The sequence below is a fragment of the Stenotrophomonas sp. YJH_SMC_12-1 genome (assembly GCF_059370935.1).
Window position 1 is genome coordinate 471,103 of record NZ_JCAFUD010000002.1, and the last position, 15,240, is coordinate 486,342.

Consider the following 15,240-nt stretch of genomic DNA (forward strand, 5'->3'; position numbering starts at 1 on the left):
CCGGAGAACACGCATGCCCGCCAAGACCGCCATTGCCTGTACCGCCCCGCACCACCACGTCCACGACGCATCGGATTTCGTGGCGGTGGTCGAGCGCGTCTCGCGCGAACGCGGGCTGCGCCTGACCCCGATCCGCGCCAATGTGCTGAAGCTGATCGCCGAGGCCGGCAAGCCGGTCAAGGCCTACGAGCTGCTGGAATGGGTGCGCAACGGCAAGGGCGTGGGCGCGGATGCCCCGCCCACCGTGTACCGCGCGCTGGACTTCCTGATGGCCAACGGGTTCGTGCACAAGCTGGAATCGGTCAATGCCTTCGTGGCCTGCCATCACCCCAGCAGTGCCGCGCATTCGGTGCCGTTCCTGATCTGCAACAGCTGCCACAGCGCAGTGGAGCTGGAGGACCGCGAGATCGTCACCCAGCTGGAGAAGCGCGCCAAGGAGCTGGGTTTCCAGCCGCAGGCGCAGACCCTGGAAGTGCATGGCCTCTGCGCGCGCTGCGCCGGCTAACGCAACGGTAGTGCCGGCCGCTGGCCGGCATTTTGGAAACGGTGCGACAGGGCCTGCGTCCTAGTCCATCGCCTTGGAACGGGTATCCACCCGCACGATCACCGACATGCCGGGCCGCAGCTGCTTTGCCAGCTTCTGATCCCTGTTGATCGATATCCGCACCGGCAGCCGCTGCACCACCTTGGTGAAATTGCCGCTGGCGTTGTCCGGGCGCAGCACGCTGAATTCCGACCCGGTGGCGGGCGCGATCTCCTGCACGCGGCCCCGCAGCACCTGGCCCTGGAACGCGTCCACCGAGAACGTGGCCGGCTGGCCGATCGCCATCCCCCAGGTCTGGCCTTCCTTGTAGTTGGCCACCACCCACAGCGTGTCAGGTACCAGGAACAGCAGCTGCGAACCGGCGGCGACGTACTGGCCCACGCGTACGCTGGCTTCGCTGATCTGGCCGTCGCGCGGCGCGTGGATCACCGTGTTGGCCAGATCGATGCGCGCCAGTTCCAGCTGCGCCTGCGCGCTCTCCACCTGGGCCTCCAGGCTCTTGCGCGCTACCTGGGTCGATACCAGGGTCTCCTCGGCGATGCGGATCTGCGCCTGCGACTGCTGGACGCTGGCCTGCGCCGAGGCCTGCGCGGTGCGGAACTTGTCGCGATCGTTGATCGACACCAGCTGCTGCGCGGCCAGTTCCTCGTAGCGCTTGGTCTCGTTGCGTGAGCGTTGCAGCTCCGCCTGCCCGGCCGACAACGTGGCGCGGGCGGAGGCAATCTGCGCACGGTTCTGCGCCTGGGACTGGTCCGAGTTGGCCAGGGCCGCGCGTGCGCTGTCCAGCGTCGCCTGCGCCTGGGCGACCCGCTGCGCATAGATGCGGTCATCGATGCGCAGCAGCGGCTCGCCTTCCTTCACGTGCTGGAAGTCCTTCACCAGCACTTCGGTCACGTAGCCGTTCACCTGCGGCGCCATCACCGTGATCTGGCCGCGCACGTAGGCGTTGTCGGTCACCATCACGCTGCTGGTGAACGGCCACAGGTGCCAGGCGCGCAGGATCAGCGCAATGCCCAGCAAGGCCACCACCACCATCACCACCACGCTGCGCGCGCTGGGCTTGAGGTACTTCGGCGCGACCGCGGGTTCTACCGGCGTAGGGGCAGGCGCCGCGTCGGTCGGCGGCGGTGGGGTCACGTTGTCGGCGTCGTCGGGTCGGGGCGGGACGGGAGGCATGGTCGAGAACTCAGCGGGGCGCGGCCGGCGTGGCCACAGCGGGGGAAGTGGGGTGGCGCTTGCGCCATTGCTTGAGCACGGCGGTGCGCAGCGACAGCAGCAGCAACCAGCACAGGAAGCCGATGGCCAACCAACCGCTCAGCGTGAACACATCATTGAAGCCGCGTACGTTGGCTTCGCGGCGCGTCGTCTGCGCCAACTGCGCGCTGCCCTGCGCGCTGCGCAGCACCGGATCGGTGGTCTGGGCGACGTACAGCTGCTGTTGGATGCGCAGGCGCTGTGCCACCACCGGGTCGGCTGGGTCGAGCTGGCTGGTCAGCGCGCTGGAATACAGCTGCTCGCGATGCAGCTGGAAGGTCCCCAGCACCGCCGAGCCGGCCAGGCCGCCCAGCGTCTGCGTGATCGACAGCGTGACCAGGAAGGTGATCATGTGGTCCACGCCCTGTTTCAGCGCGGCGGAAATGCCGAGCATGATCAACGGGCCCATGAACATGCCGGCACCGACCGAGGCCAGGAACTGGCTGGCGTAGAAGTCGTGCGGCCGATCCATGCTGGTGCGGTGCTGGTCGAAGAACGCGGCGGCGCCCAGCAGCAGGATCGCCATCAGCAGCTGCGGGATCAGCCGTTTGGGCCCGAAAGTCAGTGCAGTGCCGGCGATACCGGTGACCACGCCGGCAAGAATCACCACGAACAGCGGCCGCAACTGATCAGGGCCCATGCCGAGCGTGCGCATCAGGTTGACCACGCCGTAGGACTGCTCGGTGGTCAGGAAGCGGATCAGGAAGGCGCCGACGATGAAATGCAGTACGGGCAGGCTGGCCAGCCAGCGTGTCTGCAGCAGCGGATTGCGCCGGTAGTGCTCGATGATGAAGGCGGTGGTGGACAGCACGATCGAGGCGACCAGGGCCCAGCCCAGCCACGGCGTGTTGAGCCACCAGCGGGTGTAGCCCTGCGCCAGCACGATCACCAGCAGCGCGACGGCCGGTGCAAGCAGGGCAAAGGTGAGGAAGTCCAGCGGTTCGAAGGCCTTCACCTGGATGCCGGGCGGCAGCTTCAGCACCACCACTGCCGCGAACGCGCACAGTGCCAGCCCGGCTTCGAATGAGTAGAGCTGGTGCCACTGGCCGGTATCGACCAGGCCTGGCGACACGATCCAGGCAATCGGCACCGCCAGCTGCGAAAGGCCGACGCCGACCACCAGCAGATTGCCGGTAAAGCGGCGCGGCAGCGCCTGCAGCATGTACAGCGTGCCCAGTGTCGAACAGGCCGCACCCGCGAAGCCGCTGGCGGCGCGGGTCAGCATCGTGGTCTCGAAGCTGCCGACGAACAGGTGCAGCACCGCCAGGGCCGCGTACAGGCCCAGCCCGATCTCGGCGAACAGGCGGATGCCGTACTGCTGGCGGAACTTGAAGGCCAACAGGTTGGCGGTGACATTCACCATGGCATAGGCCGCCACCAGCCAGCTGCCCTGGGTCGGGGTCAGTGCCAGCTGGCCCTGCAGGAACGGCAGGTTGGCGGTGACCAGCGCATTGCCGAGGCCGCCGGTGATCGCCACCAGCAGTGATACCAGCGCATAGGCCGCGCGCCGATACGGCGGGTGCCAGGGCATCGATGCCGAACCGGGCATGGTCGGCTTTTCGTGCTCCTCCCAATCCGGAACCGGCTTCAGATACGGCTGGACCATCAACGGGCCTCGCTGGCAGCTCCCTGGAGACCCCCACGCAGCAGCTGCAGGGCGCGCCCGGCCAACTGAGCGCGCTCGTCGCGGGTCTTGCCGCGCAGGGCCGCACCCAGCATGCCCGAGATCAGTGAAATATCCGTCTTTTCCAGGTCGGCACGGCACAGCCCGGCGGCCTTGGCGCGCGCGATCGGTTCCTCCAGCAGGTCGCGCACGGTCTCGCGCGCGGCGCGCATGGACGGCACGTCCGAATCGACCGCACGCCAGTAATCGGCCAATGCCGGCGAATCAATGATGCGCTGGGCCATGCCCTCGAACACCTCGAACAGGGCGTCGTCGCGGTCGCCGAGCTGCTCGACCTGGCGCCGGATGCGGTCGACCGTGCGCTGCAGCAGCGCCTGGATCAGCGCGGTGCGGTCCGGGAAGTTGCGGTACAGGGTGGCGCGGCCCACCTGGGCGCGTTCGACCACCAGGTCCAGCGGGGCGGTGACACCGTGTTGGCCGAACACATGATCGGCGGCGTCGAGGATGAGGGCACGGCGGGCGGCGGCATCGGCACGTTGGGCAGTCATGGAATCATTTTCGGACAAAAGTGTCCGATTGGCGAGACATTGGGTGACGGGATTGTCCGCTTGTTGTGGTACGCACATCTTTGTGACGGATGTGTGATGGCGTGGGTCGAAATGAAAACGGGGGCCCGAAGGCCCCCGTGGAATGGCGTGGGGGTCAGAGCCCCTTCCTTCGAAAAGGGCTCTGACCCCGCCGTGCGCGATCAGAAGAACGCGCGGATGCCGAATGCGACACCACGGCCTGGCAGCGGCGAGTAGTCGCGCAGCAGCGAGGTATGCGGGCGCACTTCGCGGTCGGTCAGGTTGCTGCCATCCAAGAACACCTCGTAGCTGTTGGTGGCGTTGCGATCCCAGCGGTAGGCCAGGTGCGCGTCGACCAGGGTGTAGCCGTCGCTCGGGGCTTCGTTCTGGGCGACGTCCTTCTGGCGGCTGTAGCGCACCGCACCGACCGAAGCGCGCCAGCCGTCCTTCGACCAGCGCAGGTCGGCGCCGACGCGGGCCGGTGCGATACGCGGCAGATAGCCAGTGTTGGCCAGTTCCACCGTGTAGTTGTGGTTGTGGTCGCCATGCGGCACGGCGATGTCCAGGTTGCGGCTGCCGCTGCCATCCAGCTTGGCCTTCACGTAGTCGCCGAACAGGCGCAGATCCCAGTCACCGGCGCCGCCCTCGAACAGGTGCACCAGCGCTTCGGCCTCGGCACCGCGGAACACCGCGTCCTGCTGCGTCCAGATGCGCACCGGCAGGCCCTCGGTGATGCCGGTGTCGGCCAGGTAGATGAAGTCCTTGAACCTGGTCTGGTAGACCGACGCGGAGAAGTCCAGGCGCTCGCTGTGGGTGTGGATACCCAGTTCCACGCGCTGGCCGCGCTCGGTCTTCAGGTTGGCGTCGCCGATTTCCAGCGAACGGGTGGCGATGTGCGCGCCGGCGGCATACAGCTCTTCGTTGGTCGGTGCTCGCTCGGAGCTGTCCACGCCGATGCGCAGGTCAACGGCATCGTTGAGCTTCCAGATGCCTGCGGCAGACAGGTTGGTGGCACCGAAGGTGCGGCGGCGGTAGTCACCGCTCGGGTCCAGCTTGACCTGATCGTGGCGGCCGCCCAGTTCCAGCTTGAACGGGCCGAACTGCTTTTCCTGCAGCACGAACAGGCCGATGTTCTTCGTGCCGGTATCCGGAACGAACGCCTCTTCGCCCTTGGCACCGAAATCACTGTTGCCGAACTGCAGGCCGAAGGCGCCGTCCCAGCCGCCGATCTGCTGCTGCACCGCTTCCAGGCGCGCTTCGATGCCGCGGTTGGTGAAGCGGGTCGACGGCGTACCGGCTTCCAGCTCCACGTGTTCGTAGTCGGTGTAGGCCACGCGTGCGTTGATGTTCTTCAGGAACGAGACCGGGTTGTAGATGCCGGCCTTGGTCTCGAAGCGGTTCTGCACCATGTCGATGCGCACGTCGTGCTCGTCGCCGCCTTCCTCTTCGTCGCCATGGTCGTGACCGTGGTCATGGCCATGATCGTCACCATCGGCGTGCACGTGCGCGCCATTGGGAATGCCATAGTTGGTGCGGTAGGTGCTGGCCGACACGCCGAAGTAGCCACCGTCGCCCAGCCACGTTGCGCCGACGCCACCTGCGCGTGTGCGGATCGAACTGTTGTCGAGGCGGCCGCGGCGCGGTTCTTCGCCTTCCTCGCCCGCGTGGTCATGGTCGTGGTCGTCGTGGTGGTCTTCAAGGCTGTCGATCACCGCGTAACCGGGAATGCGGTAGTCGTCGCCATTGCGCACCAGGCCATCCACATGGAGCACGACGTTTCCGCTGACGCCATCGAGGCGGAACATGCCGCTGCGCTCGTTGTTCACCGAATTGCCGCGCAGTTCGGCACGACCGCTGAGCGGCCGCTCAGGCAGCTCGCGCGCGATGCGCCCGTCGACCACATTGACCGCACCACCAATGGCGCCGCTACCGAACAGCAGCGTGGCCGGGCCCTTCAGTACTTCGATCTGGTCGGCCAGGAACGGTTCGATGCTGGTGGCGTGGTCGGCGCTGACCGTGGACGCATCCATGTTGCCCATGCCGTTGGACAGCACGGCCACGCGCGGGCCTTCCTGGCCACGGATGATCGGGCGGCCGACGCCGGGGCCGAAGAAGGTGCTCTGCACGCCGGGCAGCTTGGCCACGGTATCGCCGAGGGTGCCGGCCTTCTGCTCGTCCAGGCGTTCACCGGCCAGAACCTCCACCGGGCGTGCCAGGGATTCGGCGTCACCCTGCAGCGGCGACGCGGTGACCTGCACCGACGACAGCTCGGTCAGGTGGCGGTCACGATGGGCGGTGTCCTGGCCGGCTGCAAAGGCGACGGATGGCAGCAGGGCGGCGAGGGCCAGGGCCAGGGAATGCGGCTTGAGCCGTGGGGTATGGGCGGGCATGGACGGGTCCTTTGTTACAATGTATCAATCGCGGGGCGCACGAATCCCGTCGATGGGACAGGGGGAGGGAAACCGTGCGGGTCGGAGAGGGATGTTATATTATTCCATAACGATTCGCCGAACCTGCTGGAAGTCATGTCCCTGTCCTCACGCCTGCGCCACCTGCTCGACCGTTTCGGCGCCACTGGTTCGATGCTGTGCGCGGTGCACTGCGCGGTGATCCCGGTGCTGCTGGCCGCAGCGCCTTCATTGGGGCTGTCGTTCTGGCTGAGCGACGGCGTGGAACAGGCGCTGGTGGTGTTCGTGACCCTGCTGGGGTTGTTCAGCCTGGTCTGGGGCTACCGCCGGCACGGTGCGCTGCGTGCGCTGGGCTTCCTGATTCCCGGCCTGGTCGCATTGTGGGCCGGCGTGCTGTATGACCCGCTGCACCACAATGCGGTGCCGCACGCGGTGGTGATGACCATCGGTGGCCTGCTGGTGGGTGTGGCCCATCTGGTCAACCTGCGCCTCAACCACGGTCACGTGCACGACGCCAGCTGCGCGCACTAGGCGCTCCGTGATAGGATTTTCGATCGTGCGCGGGGGCGCCCAGCAAGGCGGCCCCGCCGAACCCGTGTCAGTACGGGGTAACCAGATTTCACATTTGAGGAGTTGAAGACATGGGTAAGGGTGACCGCAAGACCGCCAAGGGCAAGCGCTACAACGCCAGCTATGGCAACGCCCGTTCGCACACCGCCAGCAAGGTCGCCGTAGGCGCCGCCGCTCCGGTTGCCAAGAAGACCGTGGCCAAGGCTCCGGCGAAGAAGGCTGTGGCGAAGAAGGCCGTCGCCAAGGCCTGATCCGGTCGAGCGACCGGTTCAATGAAAAACGCGGCGCCTGGCGCCGCGTTTTTTTATGCCTGTCCGGTGAGCCGAGCGTGGGTTCGGCTCTACAACCGCATCAGCGCAGTGTCTTCTTCAGCGTTTCCGGATTGCCATCGTTCGGCGCGGCCGGCACCTGCAGCAGGTGGGCCAGCAGCGGATAGACATCGACGTTGTCGAAGCCATCGATCACCAGGCCCTGGCGGAACGACGGGCCGCCGGCCACGAACACTGCGCGCATGGAAGGCAGTGCGTTGTCGTAGCCATGCGAACCTCGATCCTGCTTAGCACGCTTGGCGATCTTCTCCTGGTGCAGGGCATCCCAGCCTTCATCCATGACACAGACGATGGCCGGAACCCGCGGATGCGTGCCGTAGTGCCAGCGTGCCGGCAGGTTCTCCTTCTTCCAGCATTCGTAGTGCGCGTGGCGTCCGAGCAGGGCGCGTTCGGCTTCCGCTTCGCGGCCGGCGACCGGCGCAAAGCCCACCGACTGGCCCTGGCTGATATTGCGTGCAATGGCCGGGTCGGCCATCGACTCGGTGGCGATCACGTTGCCGTCGGCGACGCTGGCCATGCCGTGGTCGGAGACGACGATCACGTTGGTGGTCTTGGCCAGATCGCGCTGCTGCAGCCCGTCGAGCACCTGGCCGACGATCTGGTCGGCGCGCACGATGGCGTCGGCGTACTGCTTCGACCCGGGGCCGTAGTTGTGCCCAGCCTTGTCCACGTGTTCCATGTACAGCGTGGTGAGGCGCGGTGCATCGGCATCGGTCTGCGCCAGCCAGTCGAGCACGATGCCGGCCCGCTGCTCCAGCGGTTCCTTGCCGTCGTACACGCGCCACTTGCTGGGGCGCACGCCGCGGATTTCAGACTCACTGCCCGGCCACGCCGTGGCGGCCGAACGTACGCCAGCGTTCTCGGCACTGACCCAGATCGGTTCGCCACCCCACCAACCGCTGGTGGTGACCGCGTCGCGGTTGCTCAGTTCGAAACGGCCCAGGGTTGCATCGTCCATGCTGTTGTTGACGATGCCGTGGTGGTCCGGACGCAGGCCGGTGACGATGGTGTAGTGGTTGGGGAAGGTCAGTGACGGATAGGACGGCGTCATCCAGCGTGCACGCACGCCGCCGTCGATCAGTCGCTGCAGGTTCGGAGTGAGCCCACGGTCCAGCGCATCGGCGCGCAGGCCGTCGATGGAGATCAGCAGCAGCTTCGGAGGCGAAGCCGCAGCGGCGGAACCGGGAACGGAGGCGGAAGGGGCGGGCGCGGTGGTGCAGGCGGCCAATGGCAGCAGCAGCGCCAGCGCGCAGGTCAGGCGTACGGAAGTCATCCACGCATGATAAGCCCGCGCAATGACGCGCCCAAGACACGGCGCGCTATCGCGCGCCGTGTCCGCGCATTTTTCCTTATCCCCGCGCCTGTCGGCGCGCCCCCTTCAACAGGAAGGGGGCTTTTCTCCAGGCACAATTCCTGATGCTTCCATCCACGCATGGCGTGGATCTACCGTGTCGACCAAGGTCGACACCTACCAACAGTTGCGCAGAACGACGTTCGGACAGATCGCCGGAACCTGTCGAAGGCTGGGTGGGTCCGGTTGCAGGGGCGTGAGCGCCATGGATGGCGCGACCGAGCTTACAGGGACGTACTTGCAGCGTCCCCTGCAACTGGACCCACCCTGCCTCCCCGCAGGAAGCCCGCTGTTGCTGTTGCTCTAGCCTCTGCGGGTGCCGGGCGCAGCCCGGCCAGCCCTCTCAGGCGAACAGCGGGGCCTGGCGTTGTTCCAGCCGCAGCAGCGCGGCCTTGGTTTCCAGCCCGCCGCCGAAACCGGTCAATGCGCCGTTGCTGCCGATCACGCGATGGCAGGGCAGGATGATCGGCAGCGGATTGCGCCCGTTGGCCGCGCCGACCGCGCGGGTCGCACTGGGCTGGCCGAGGTGCTGCGCCAGCTGCAGGTAACTCCAGGTCTGGCCGAACGGAATCAGTGCCAGCGCCTGCCATACGCGCAGCTGGAACGGCGTGCCACGTGGCGCCAGCACAAGGTCGAAGCTGTTGCGCTCGCCGTGCAGGAACTGCAGCAGCTGTTCGCGCGCTTCCGGCAGCGCATCCGGTGCGTAGTCCCAGTCATCGCGTCCGCGTGCTGGATGGCGGTTTTCGGGGAAAAGCACGTGTGACAGGCCACGTTCGTCACCGGCGATGGTCAGTACGCCGATCGGGCTGTCGAAACGATCAAACAACAGGGTCATGTCGGTTCTCCAACGAACGTGCCGGACAGGTGCCACAGGTGCAGCACGGCGTAGGCGCGCCACGGGCGCCACGGTTGCGAGCGCGCTTCAGTTGCACGTTCGCTCAGGCGCTGGCCCTGTGCGTGGCCGAGCATCTGCTGCAGGACCAGATCGCCGGCGGGGAAGGCATCGGGCTGGCCGAGCCCGCGCAGGGCGATGTACTGCGCGGTCCACGGGCCGATGCCGGGCAATGCCACGCAGCGCGCAACAAAGTCTTCCAGGGCCTGCCCGGGTCCGAAGTCGAGCTGGCCGCTGGCACATGCAGCGGCCAGCGCACGCACCGTGGCGGCGCGGCTGCGCGGCAGGCCGATCGATTCCAGCGGCGCCTCGGCCAGCACCTCGGGCGCTGGGAACTGGCGATTGAACTCGGACGGCATGCCCGGCAGATGCGCCCCATACGCATCCACCAGACGCCGCGCAAAGGTAGTGGCGGCGGCGACGCTGACCTGCTGGCCGAGCACGGCGCGTACGCCGACCTCGAAGCCATCCCAGCCGCCCGGAACGCGCAGCCCCGGGCGTTCGGCGATGCCGCGTGCCAGCAGCGGTTCCTCGCCCAGGGCGGCATGGACCTGCTGCAGGTCGGCGTCCAGATCGAACACACGACGCACACGGCGCACGATGTCGGGGATCAGGCGCGGGTCGACCGCACCCAGCTGCAGACGCAGTTCCGGGCGCTTCGGGTCGGCGGTGACGCGCAGCAGGGTGGGGCGCTCGGGTGTGCCGAGCACGCGCTGGTAGCTGTCTTCGCCGATCAGTTCGATGCCAGGCAGGCTGCGCTTGCGCAGGAAGGCCAGCATGCGCGGGAAGTCCAACGGTGGGCGGTACACGAGCCGCAGTACCAGGCCGCCGTCATCGGCGGCCAGCGGCTGGTGCTGGCGACGCAGCGCCGTCGGTGCCATGCCGCAGCCCTGCAGGAAGGCGGTATTGAAGCGGCGCAGACTGTTGTAGCCGGCGGCCAGCGCAACATCGGTCACCGGCAGCGTGGTTTCGGTCAGCAGTTGCTTGGCCAGCAGCAGGCGGTGGGTGGCATGGATCTGCCCGGGTGTTGCGCCGAGATGTTCGACGAACAGGCGCTGCAGCTGGCGCGCGCTGAGGCCGATCTTCTGCGCGAGGTCTGCAACGCGCTGCTCCTGCAGGAAGCCGCCGTGGATGATGGCGAGGGCGCGCTGCACGGTCTGCCCGGCCAGTGCCTGCTGGGCCTGCGGTGCCAGTTCGGGGCGGCAGCGCAGGCACGGCCTGTAGCCGGCAGCAGCGGCCGCGGCAGCGGTCGGATAGTAGGTGATGTTGCGTGGCTTCGGCGGCGGCGCCGGGCAGACGGGGCGGCAATAGATGCCGGTGCTGCGCACGGCGGTGAAGAAAACGCCGTCGAAGCGTGCGTCACGGGCCAGGCGGGCGCGGTCGCAGGCGGCGGTGTCGAGGGCGAGGGCGGTGTCCATGGCGCCAGTCTAGGCGTGTGCGGGTAGGGATACTCGCCACATTCGGACATGGATGCTGAAGGGGGTCAGGCCGGGCCGCGCCCTGCACCCGTGGTAGTGCCGGCCGCTGGCCGGCAACTGCAACAGCAGAAGCTGGTTTCCTGCGGCAGGGCGGGGTGGGTCCGGTTGCAGGGGACGCTGCAAGTACCCCTCCGGGGCCCGGCCCAGCCGCTGGCGGCTGTGCGTTCGGGCGCTTGCGAAGCAGTGCTTCGCAAGCAAAGCGCCCTCACACATGTAAGCTCGGTCGCCGCTTGCTCGTGTGCGCTGTCCTGCGCACACGGCAAGACCGGGGTTGGGCGTCCTGCCCAACCCGCCCGAGGCATGCCTCGGGCCCATGGCGCTCACGCCCCTGAAACCGGACCCACCCCGCCTTCGACAGGTTCCTGCGACCTGTCTTGCGGGCGTTCTGCGCTGCTGTTGGTGGGTGTCGACCTTGGTCGACACGCTTTTCCCAAGGGTCAGAAGGGGTTCAGTGCCACGCGCTGAATGCGTGCCCCGGACGGGTAGACTGTGGCTCTTGCTCACGTGAAGACTGGTTGCCCGATGTCCGCCAAACTCCGCTGGTTGCCCCTGTTGTGCCTGGCCCTGGCGGGCTGCAGCCAGCTGGAGAATCCGGGCAATGTCACCGCCGCCGACAAGGCCGCGCGGGCGCCGGCCAGCGATGGTGAGAACATGGTGTCGATCAATGCCGCCGATGCACCACCACCGCCGGCGCCGCCGCGCAGCCGGGCGGATCGGCCGTGGCCGCAGGCGCAGTTGGAGAATGGCCGCGCCTGGGTCAGCTGCAGTACCGAGTACGCCGGTGAGGCGGGCGATGGCGTCGAGCTGGAGGGCCTGCAGCGCGAACAGGTCACCCAGGCACTGGCGCCGTGCGCCGAACGTGGCCTGATGCGCGTGCGTTACGCCGGCAAGATCAATCCGGGCTTTGCCGAGATGATGTGGCGGTTGGCCGTGGTCGCTGACGAGCAGAAGATCCACAAGCGCATCCTCGACCTGGATTCCAGCGGCGGCCAGGTGGAATCGGCGATCATCGCCGGCGACAGCATCGGTGAATCGGGCTGGACCATCTGGGTGCGCGAGGGCTCGATCTGCCACAGTGCCTGCGTGTTCGTGCTGGCTGCCGGTGACAACCGCCTGCTGTCGGGCAAGGTCGGCATCCACCGCATGATGCGGATCAGCTCGAAGGCCACCTCGCGCGCGGAACTCAACCGCGAGCTGCACGAGGTCTACGACAACGTGAAGGACTACCTGCAGCGCAACGGCGTGGCGGTGGGTGTGGCCGACCTGATGATGACCGTGCCCAACCGCAGCCTGCGCCTGCTGACGCAGGATGAGCTGCGCCAGTACGGCCTGGACGGCACCAACGCGGTGCAGGACGATCTGGAACGGATCAAGCAGATGCGGGCCTGTGGTGATGACTTCGTGCAACGCAAGGACGCGTTCCTGATTGCCTTCGACCAGCAGTGCAAGCGGGAAGGCGCCGACATGGAATCGATCAACAGCTGCGGCCAGGCGCTGAAGCAGCGCTTCGGTTTCCCGGATGCGGTGTGCCCGGAAGAAAGCCCACTGTCGGAGATCGATGTGGCAACGCTGCCACCGGCACCGCCGGAGCCGCCGCCGGTGGCCGAACAGGCGCCAGTGAACACCGCCGCGCCCGCCGCGCAGGCTGATGCGGCAGCGGTGGAGGGCAACGCCCCGGCACGCTGACGGCATAGTCACCGCGCTGGCGTAGACTGCGGTTCTCTCCAGAAAACCGGCGGTGTCCATGAAGCGCGTGCTCCTGCTGCTGTCCCTGCTGCCCCTGACCGCATTGGCGCAGGCACCTGCGCCGGCCACGCCGGCACCGGCTCCGGCACGCCCGGCCCCGGCCTCGCCAGCGGCTGCGAAGCCAGCCACCGCCGGCGCCCCGGCGTTGACCGCTGCACAGCAGGCCCAGGTGCAGAAACAGGATGCCGAGATGGGCGCTGCTGCATTGAAAGCCGCACAGCTGGTCGATGCCAACCGCGCCGGTGAACTGTGGGATGGCGCCTCCGCCGTCGCGCGTCGTGCGGTGCCGAAGGCCGCATTCGTCAGCCAGCTGACCACCGAGCGCACGCGCCTGGGTGCGCTGGCCGGGCGTGGCCAGCCCACCATCACCCGGGTCAAGTACAGCGCAGGTGCCGCGGTGCCGGAAGGGCTGTACATCAACGTCAGTTTCCCGACCCGTTTCGCCAACAGCGCGCAGCCGGTGCGCGAGCTGGTCTCGTTCCGTTTCGACGAGGACCAGGTGTGGCGTCTGGCCGGTTACAGCCTGCGTGCGTCGGCACCCTGAGGAGATGAATGATGGCAACTGAATTGACGATGCTGGCCTGGTCGGTCCTGCTCGGCTTCGTTTACATCTTCGCCACCTCCACCGTGGTCACCCGCGAGCGCGGGATGAAGTGGAATGCCTCGGCACGCGATGGCGACGCAAAGCCGGTCAGCCCTCTGGCCGGGCGCCTGCAGCGTGCGCAGGCCAATTTCCTGGAGACGTTCCCGTTCTTCGCCGCCGCCGCCATCGCGGTGGTCGTGGCCGGTCGCGGCAATGACACCACTGCACTGGCGGCGCAGGCCTACTTCTGGGCGCGTGTGGTCTATCTTCCCCTGTACGCCGCCGGCGTGCCCTACGTGCGCAGCCTGGTGTGGCTGGTGTCGCTGATGTCGATCCTGGCGCTGGTGTTCGCACTTCTGTAGGTCGGCCTGATCCAGATCAAGGTCGCTCAGGTGCGCGGCGCTATGCTGGCGCGGACTGAATCATCGGCAGGAGGCGCGCATGCGCAGGATGGACGTGGTGGTGGTTGGCGCCGGACCGGCAGGTCTGTGCTTCGCGCGCGCGCTGGCCGGCAGCGGGCTGCAGGTCGGGCTGGTCGAAGTGCAGCCGCGCCAGGCCCTGGCCGAGGCCGCCTTCGATGGCAGGGAGATCGCGTTGACCCATGCCTCGCGGCAGAGCATGGAGCAACTGGGTCTGTGGCAGCGCCTGCCGCAAGCCGAAGTCGCTGAGCTGCGCGACGCCAGGGTGATGAATGGCGGCTCGCCGTTCGCGCTGACCTTCGCCAGCAGCCAGGTCGACGGCCAGCCGCTGGGCTGGCTGGTACCCAACCATCTGATCCGCCGTGCCGCATGGGATGCGGTGCAGGGCCAGGACGGCGTGGAACTGTTCGACGGGCGCAAGGTGCAGGGCGTGCAAGCCGATGCACAGGGCCATGTGGTCAAACTCGATGACGGCAGCCAACTGCATGCGCGGCTGCTGGTGGCCGCTGACAGCCGCTTCTCCGCCACCCGCCGCATGCTCGGCATCGGTGCGCAGATGCGCGACTTCGGCAAGTCGATGCTGGTGTGCCGCATGCAGGTCGAGCGCGACCATCGCCACACTGCCTGGGAATGGTTCGGCTACGGCCGCACGATGGCGCTGCTGCCGCTCAACGAGGGCCAGGCCTCGGCGGTGATCACGCTGCCGCCGAGGCAGATCGAGGCGCTGCTGGCGATGGACGAGGTGGCCTTCGGCGAGGCCATCAGTGCTTGCTTCGAACATCGGCTGGGCCGGATGCAGCCGGTGGCCACGCCGCAGGCGTATCCGCTGGTAGGTGTGTACGCGCACCGTTTTGCTGGCGAGCGTTCGGCGCTGATCGGCGATGCCGCGGTCGGCATGCACCCGGTCACCGCGCATGGCTTCAACCTGGGCCTGGCCAGCGCACAGCGGCTGGCGCAGGGCATCGTCGCGCAGCAGCGTCGCGGTGCCGACATTGCCGCCGCCGGCATGCTGGCCAGCTACCAACGGGGTCACCGGCTGGCGTCGCGGCCGCTGTACGAGGCCACCAATGCGATCGCCAGCCTGTACACCGACGATCGCCGCCCGGCGCGGCTGCTGCGGGCGGCCGGCCTGCGCCTGGCGCAGGGCGTGGCACCGTTCAGGCAGCTGATTGCCTTGCACCTGACCCAGCGCGTAGCCTGAACAGCCTCACATCAGCCGGCGGCCAGCACCCGGATCTGGCTGTCGGCGAACTCGACCACCTGGCCTGCGCGGATCTTGCAGGCCTTGCGCAGTTCGACTTCGCCGTCGACCCGCACCAGGCCTTCGCTGATGACCATCTTGGCTTCGCCGCCGCTGGTGACCAGGTCGGCCAGCTTGAGCAGCTGCTTGAGTTCGACGTAGTCGCCGTCGAGGTCGAATTCGAGAATCTGCATGGAGCGGGGTTCCTGGGAAGAGGGGCGCAGGCCAGCGGCCGG

At 67.7% G+C, this 15,240-nt stretch carries 15 protein-coding genes; 7 read left to right on the top strand and 8 right to left on the bottom strand.

The window, feature by feature from the left end; all coding sequences use genetic code 11:
* Window positions 1-13: 13 nt before the first annotated feature.
* A complete protein-coding gene (locus AC5P8Y_RS05735) occupies window positions 14-505 on the top strand; it encodes a Fur family transcriptional regulator (protein ID WP_049403563.1) in 492 nt (163 codons plus the stop codon).
* Between the two features lie 60 nt (window positions 506-565).
* Here AC5P8Y_RS05735 and AC5P8Y_RS05740 read toward each other — a convergent pair whose 3' ends face one another.
* The 4 genes from AC5P8Y_RS05740 to AC5P8Y_RS05755 form a co-directional block, all read right to left on the bottom strand.
* The gene (locus tag AC5P8Y_RS05740) at window positions 566-1,720 is read right to left on the bottom strand and encodes an HlyD family secretion protein (RefSeq protein ID WP_049403564.1); all 1,155 of its coding nucleotides are present in this window, start codon (window positions 1,718-1,720) and stop codon (window positions 566-568) included.
* Between the two features lie 10 nt (window positions 1,721-1,730).
* Entirely contained in the window at window positions 1,731-3,404 is a 1,674-nt protein-coding gene (locus tag AC5P8Y_RS05745) for an MFS transporter (RefSeq protein WP_495201858.1), read from the bottom strand.
* Window positions 3,404-3,970 carry a TetR/AcrR family transcriptional regulator gene (locus AC5P8Y_RS05750; RefSeq protein ID WP_019659167.1) on the bottom strand — a complete coding sequence of 189 codons (567 nt, stop codon included), beginning with the start codon at window positions 3,968-3,970 and terminating at the stop codon, window positions 3,404-3,406. Before AC5P8Y_RS05750 ends, AC5P8Y_RS05745 begins: the two co-directional genes overlap by 1 nt.
* Before the next feature lie 200 nt (window positions 3,971-4,170).
* Entirely contained in the window at window positions 4,171-6,378 is a 2,208-nt protein-coding gene (locus AC5P8Y_RS05755; RefSeq protein ID WP_049403566.1) for a TonB-dependent receptor, read from the bottom strand.
* Window positions 6,379-6,513: 135 nt separating this feature from the next.
* Here AC5P8Y_RS05755 and AC5P8Y_RS05760 point away from each other — a divergent pair, with 135 nt between their 5' ends.
* Together AC5P8Y_RS05760 and AC5P8Y_RS05765 are read left to right on the top strand one after the other, a co-directional pair.
* The gene (locus AC5P8Y_RS05760; protein WP_008264835.1) at window positions 6,514-6,927 is read left to right on the top strand and encodes a MerC domain-containing protein; all 414 of its coding nucleotides are present in this window, start codon (window positions 6,514-6,516) and stop codon (window positions 6,925-6,927) included.
* A gap of 110 nt (window positions 6,928-7,037) precedes the next feature.
* Window positions 7,038-7,217 carry a 30S ribosomal protein THX gene (locus tag AC5P8Y_RS05765; RefSeq protein WP_004150462.1) on the top strand — a complete coding sequence of 60 codons (180 nt, stop codon included), beginning with the start codon at window positions 7,038-7,040 and terminating at the stop codon, window positions 7,215-7,217.
* Between the two features lie 100 nt (window positions 7,218-7,317).
* Here AC5P8Y_RS05765 and AC5P8Y_RS05770 read toward each other — a convergent pair whose 3' ends face one another.
* From AC5P8Y_RS05770 to AC5P8Y_RS05780, 3 genes are all read right to left on the bottom strand, one after another.
* On the bottom strand, window positions 7,318-8,568 hold the full coding sequence (locus tag AC5P8Y_RS05770; protein ID WP_033835538.1) for an alkaline phosphatase family protein: 1,251 nt from the start codon (window positions 8,566-8,568) through the stop codon (window positions 7,318-7,320).
* 421 nt (window positions 8,569-8,989) lie between these two features.
* A complete protein-coding gene (locus AC5P8Y_RS05775) occupies window positions 8,990-9,481 on the bottom strand; it encodes a methylated-DNA--[protein]-cysteine S-methyltransferase (RefSeq protein ID WP_049402542.1) in 492 nt (163 codons plus the stop codon).
* Window positions 9,478-10,956: a DNA-3-methyladenine glycosylase 2 gene (locus AC5P8Y_RS05780; protein WP_049402541.1), complete on the bottom strand. Its 1,479-nt coding sequence runs from the start codon at window positions 10,954-10,956 to the stop codon at window positions 9,478-9,480. The genes AC5P8Y_RS05775 and AC5P8Y_RS05780 overlap by 4 nt, the downstream gene beginning before the upstream one ends.
* Before the next feature lie 582 nt (window positions 10,957-11,538).
* Here AC5P8Y_RS05780 and AC5P8Y_RS05785 point away from each other — a divergent pair.
* The 4 genes from AC5P8Y_RS05785 (at window position 11,539) to ubiM (ending at window position 14,965) form a co-directional block, all read left to right on the top strand.
* Entirely contained in the window at window positions 11,539-12,702 is a 1,164-nt protein-coding gene (locus tag AC5P8Y_RS05785; RefSeq protein ID WP_049402233.1) for a COG3904 family protein, read from the top strand.
* 58 nt (window positions 12,703-12,760) lie between these two features.
* Entirely contained in the window at window positions 12,761-13,306 is a 546-nt protein-coding gene (locus tag AC5P8Y_RS05790; protein WP_005408699.1) for a DUF4019 domain-containing protein, read from the top strand.
* 11 nt (window positions 13,307-13,317) lie between these two features.
* Window positions 13,318-13,707 carry an MAPEG family protein gene (locus AC5P8Y_RS05795; protein ID WP_049402234.1) on the top strand — a complete coding sequence of 130 codons (390 nt, stop codon included), beginning with the start codon at window positions 13,318-13,320 and terminating at the stop codon, window positions 13,705-13,707.
* A gap of 79 nt (window positions 13,708-13,786) precedes the next feature.
* Window positions 13,787-14,965, top strand: coding sequence for a 5-demethoxyubiquinol-8 5-hydroxylase UbiM (gene ubiM / locus AC5P8Y_RS05800; protein WP_033835110.1), 1,179 nt, complete (start codon window positions 13,787-13,789; stop codon window positions 14,963-14,965).
* A gap of 11 nt (window positions 14,966-14,976) precedes the next feature.
* Here the strand turns inward: ubiM and AC5P8Y_RS05805 are convergent, their stop codons facing one another.
* Entirely contained in the window at window positions 14,977-15,198 is a 222-nt protein-coding gene (locus AC5P8Y_RS05805; protein ID WP_005408703.1) for an RNA-binding S4 domain-containing protein, read from the bottom strand.
* Window positions 15,199-15,240: the final 42 nt, after the last annotated feature.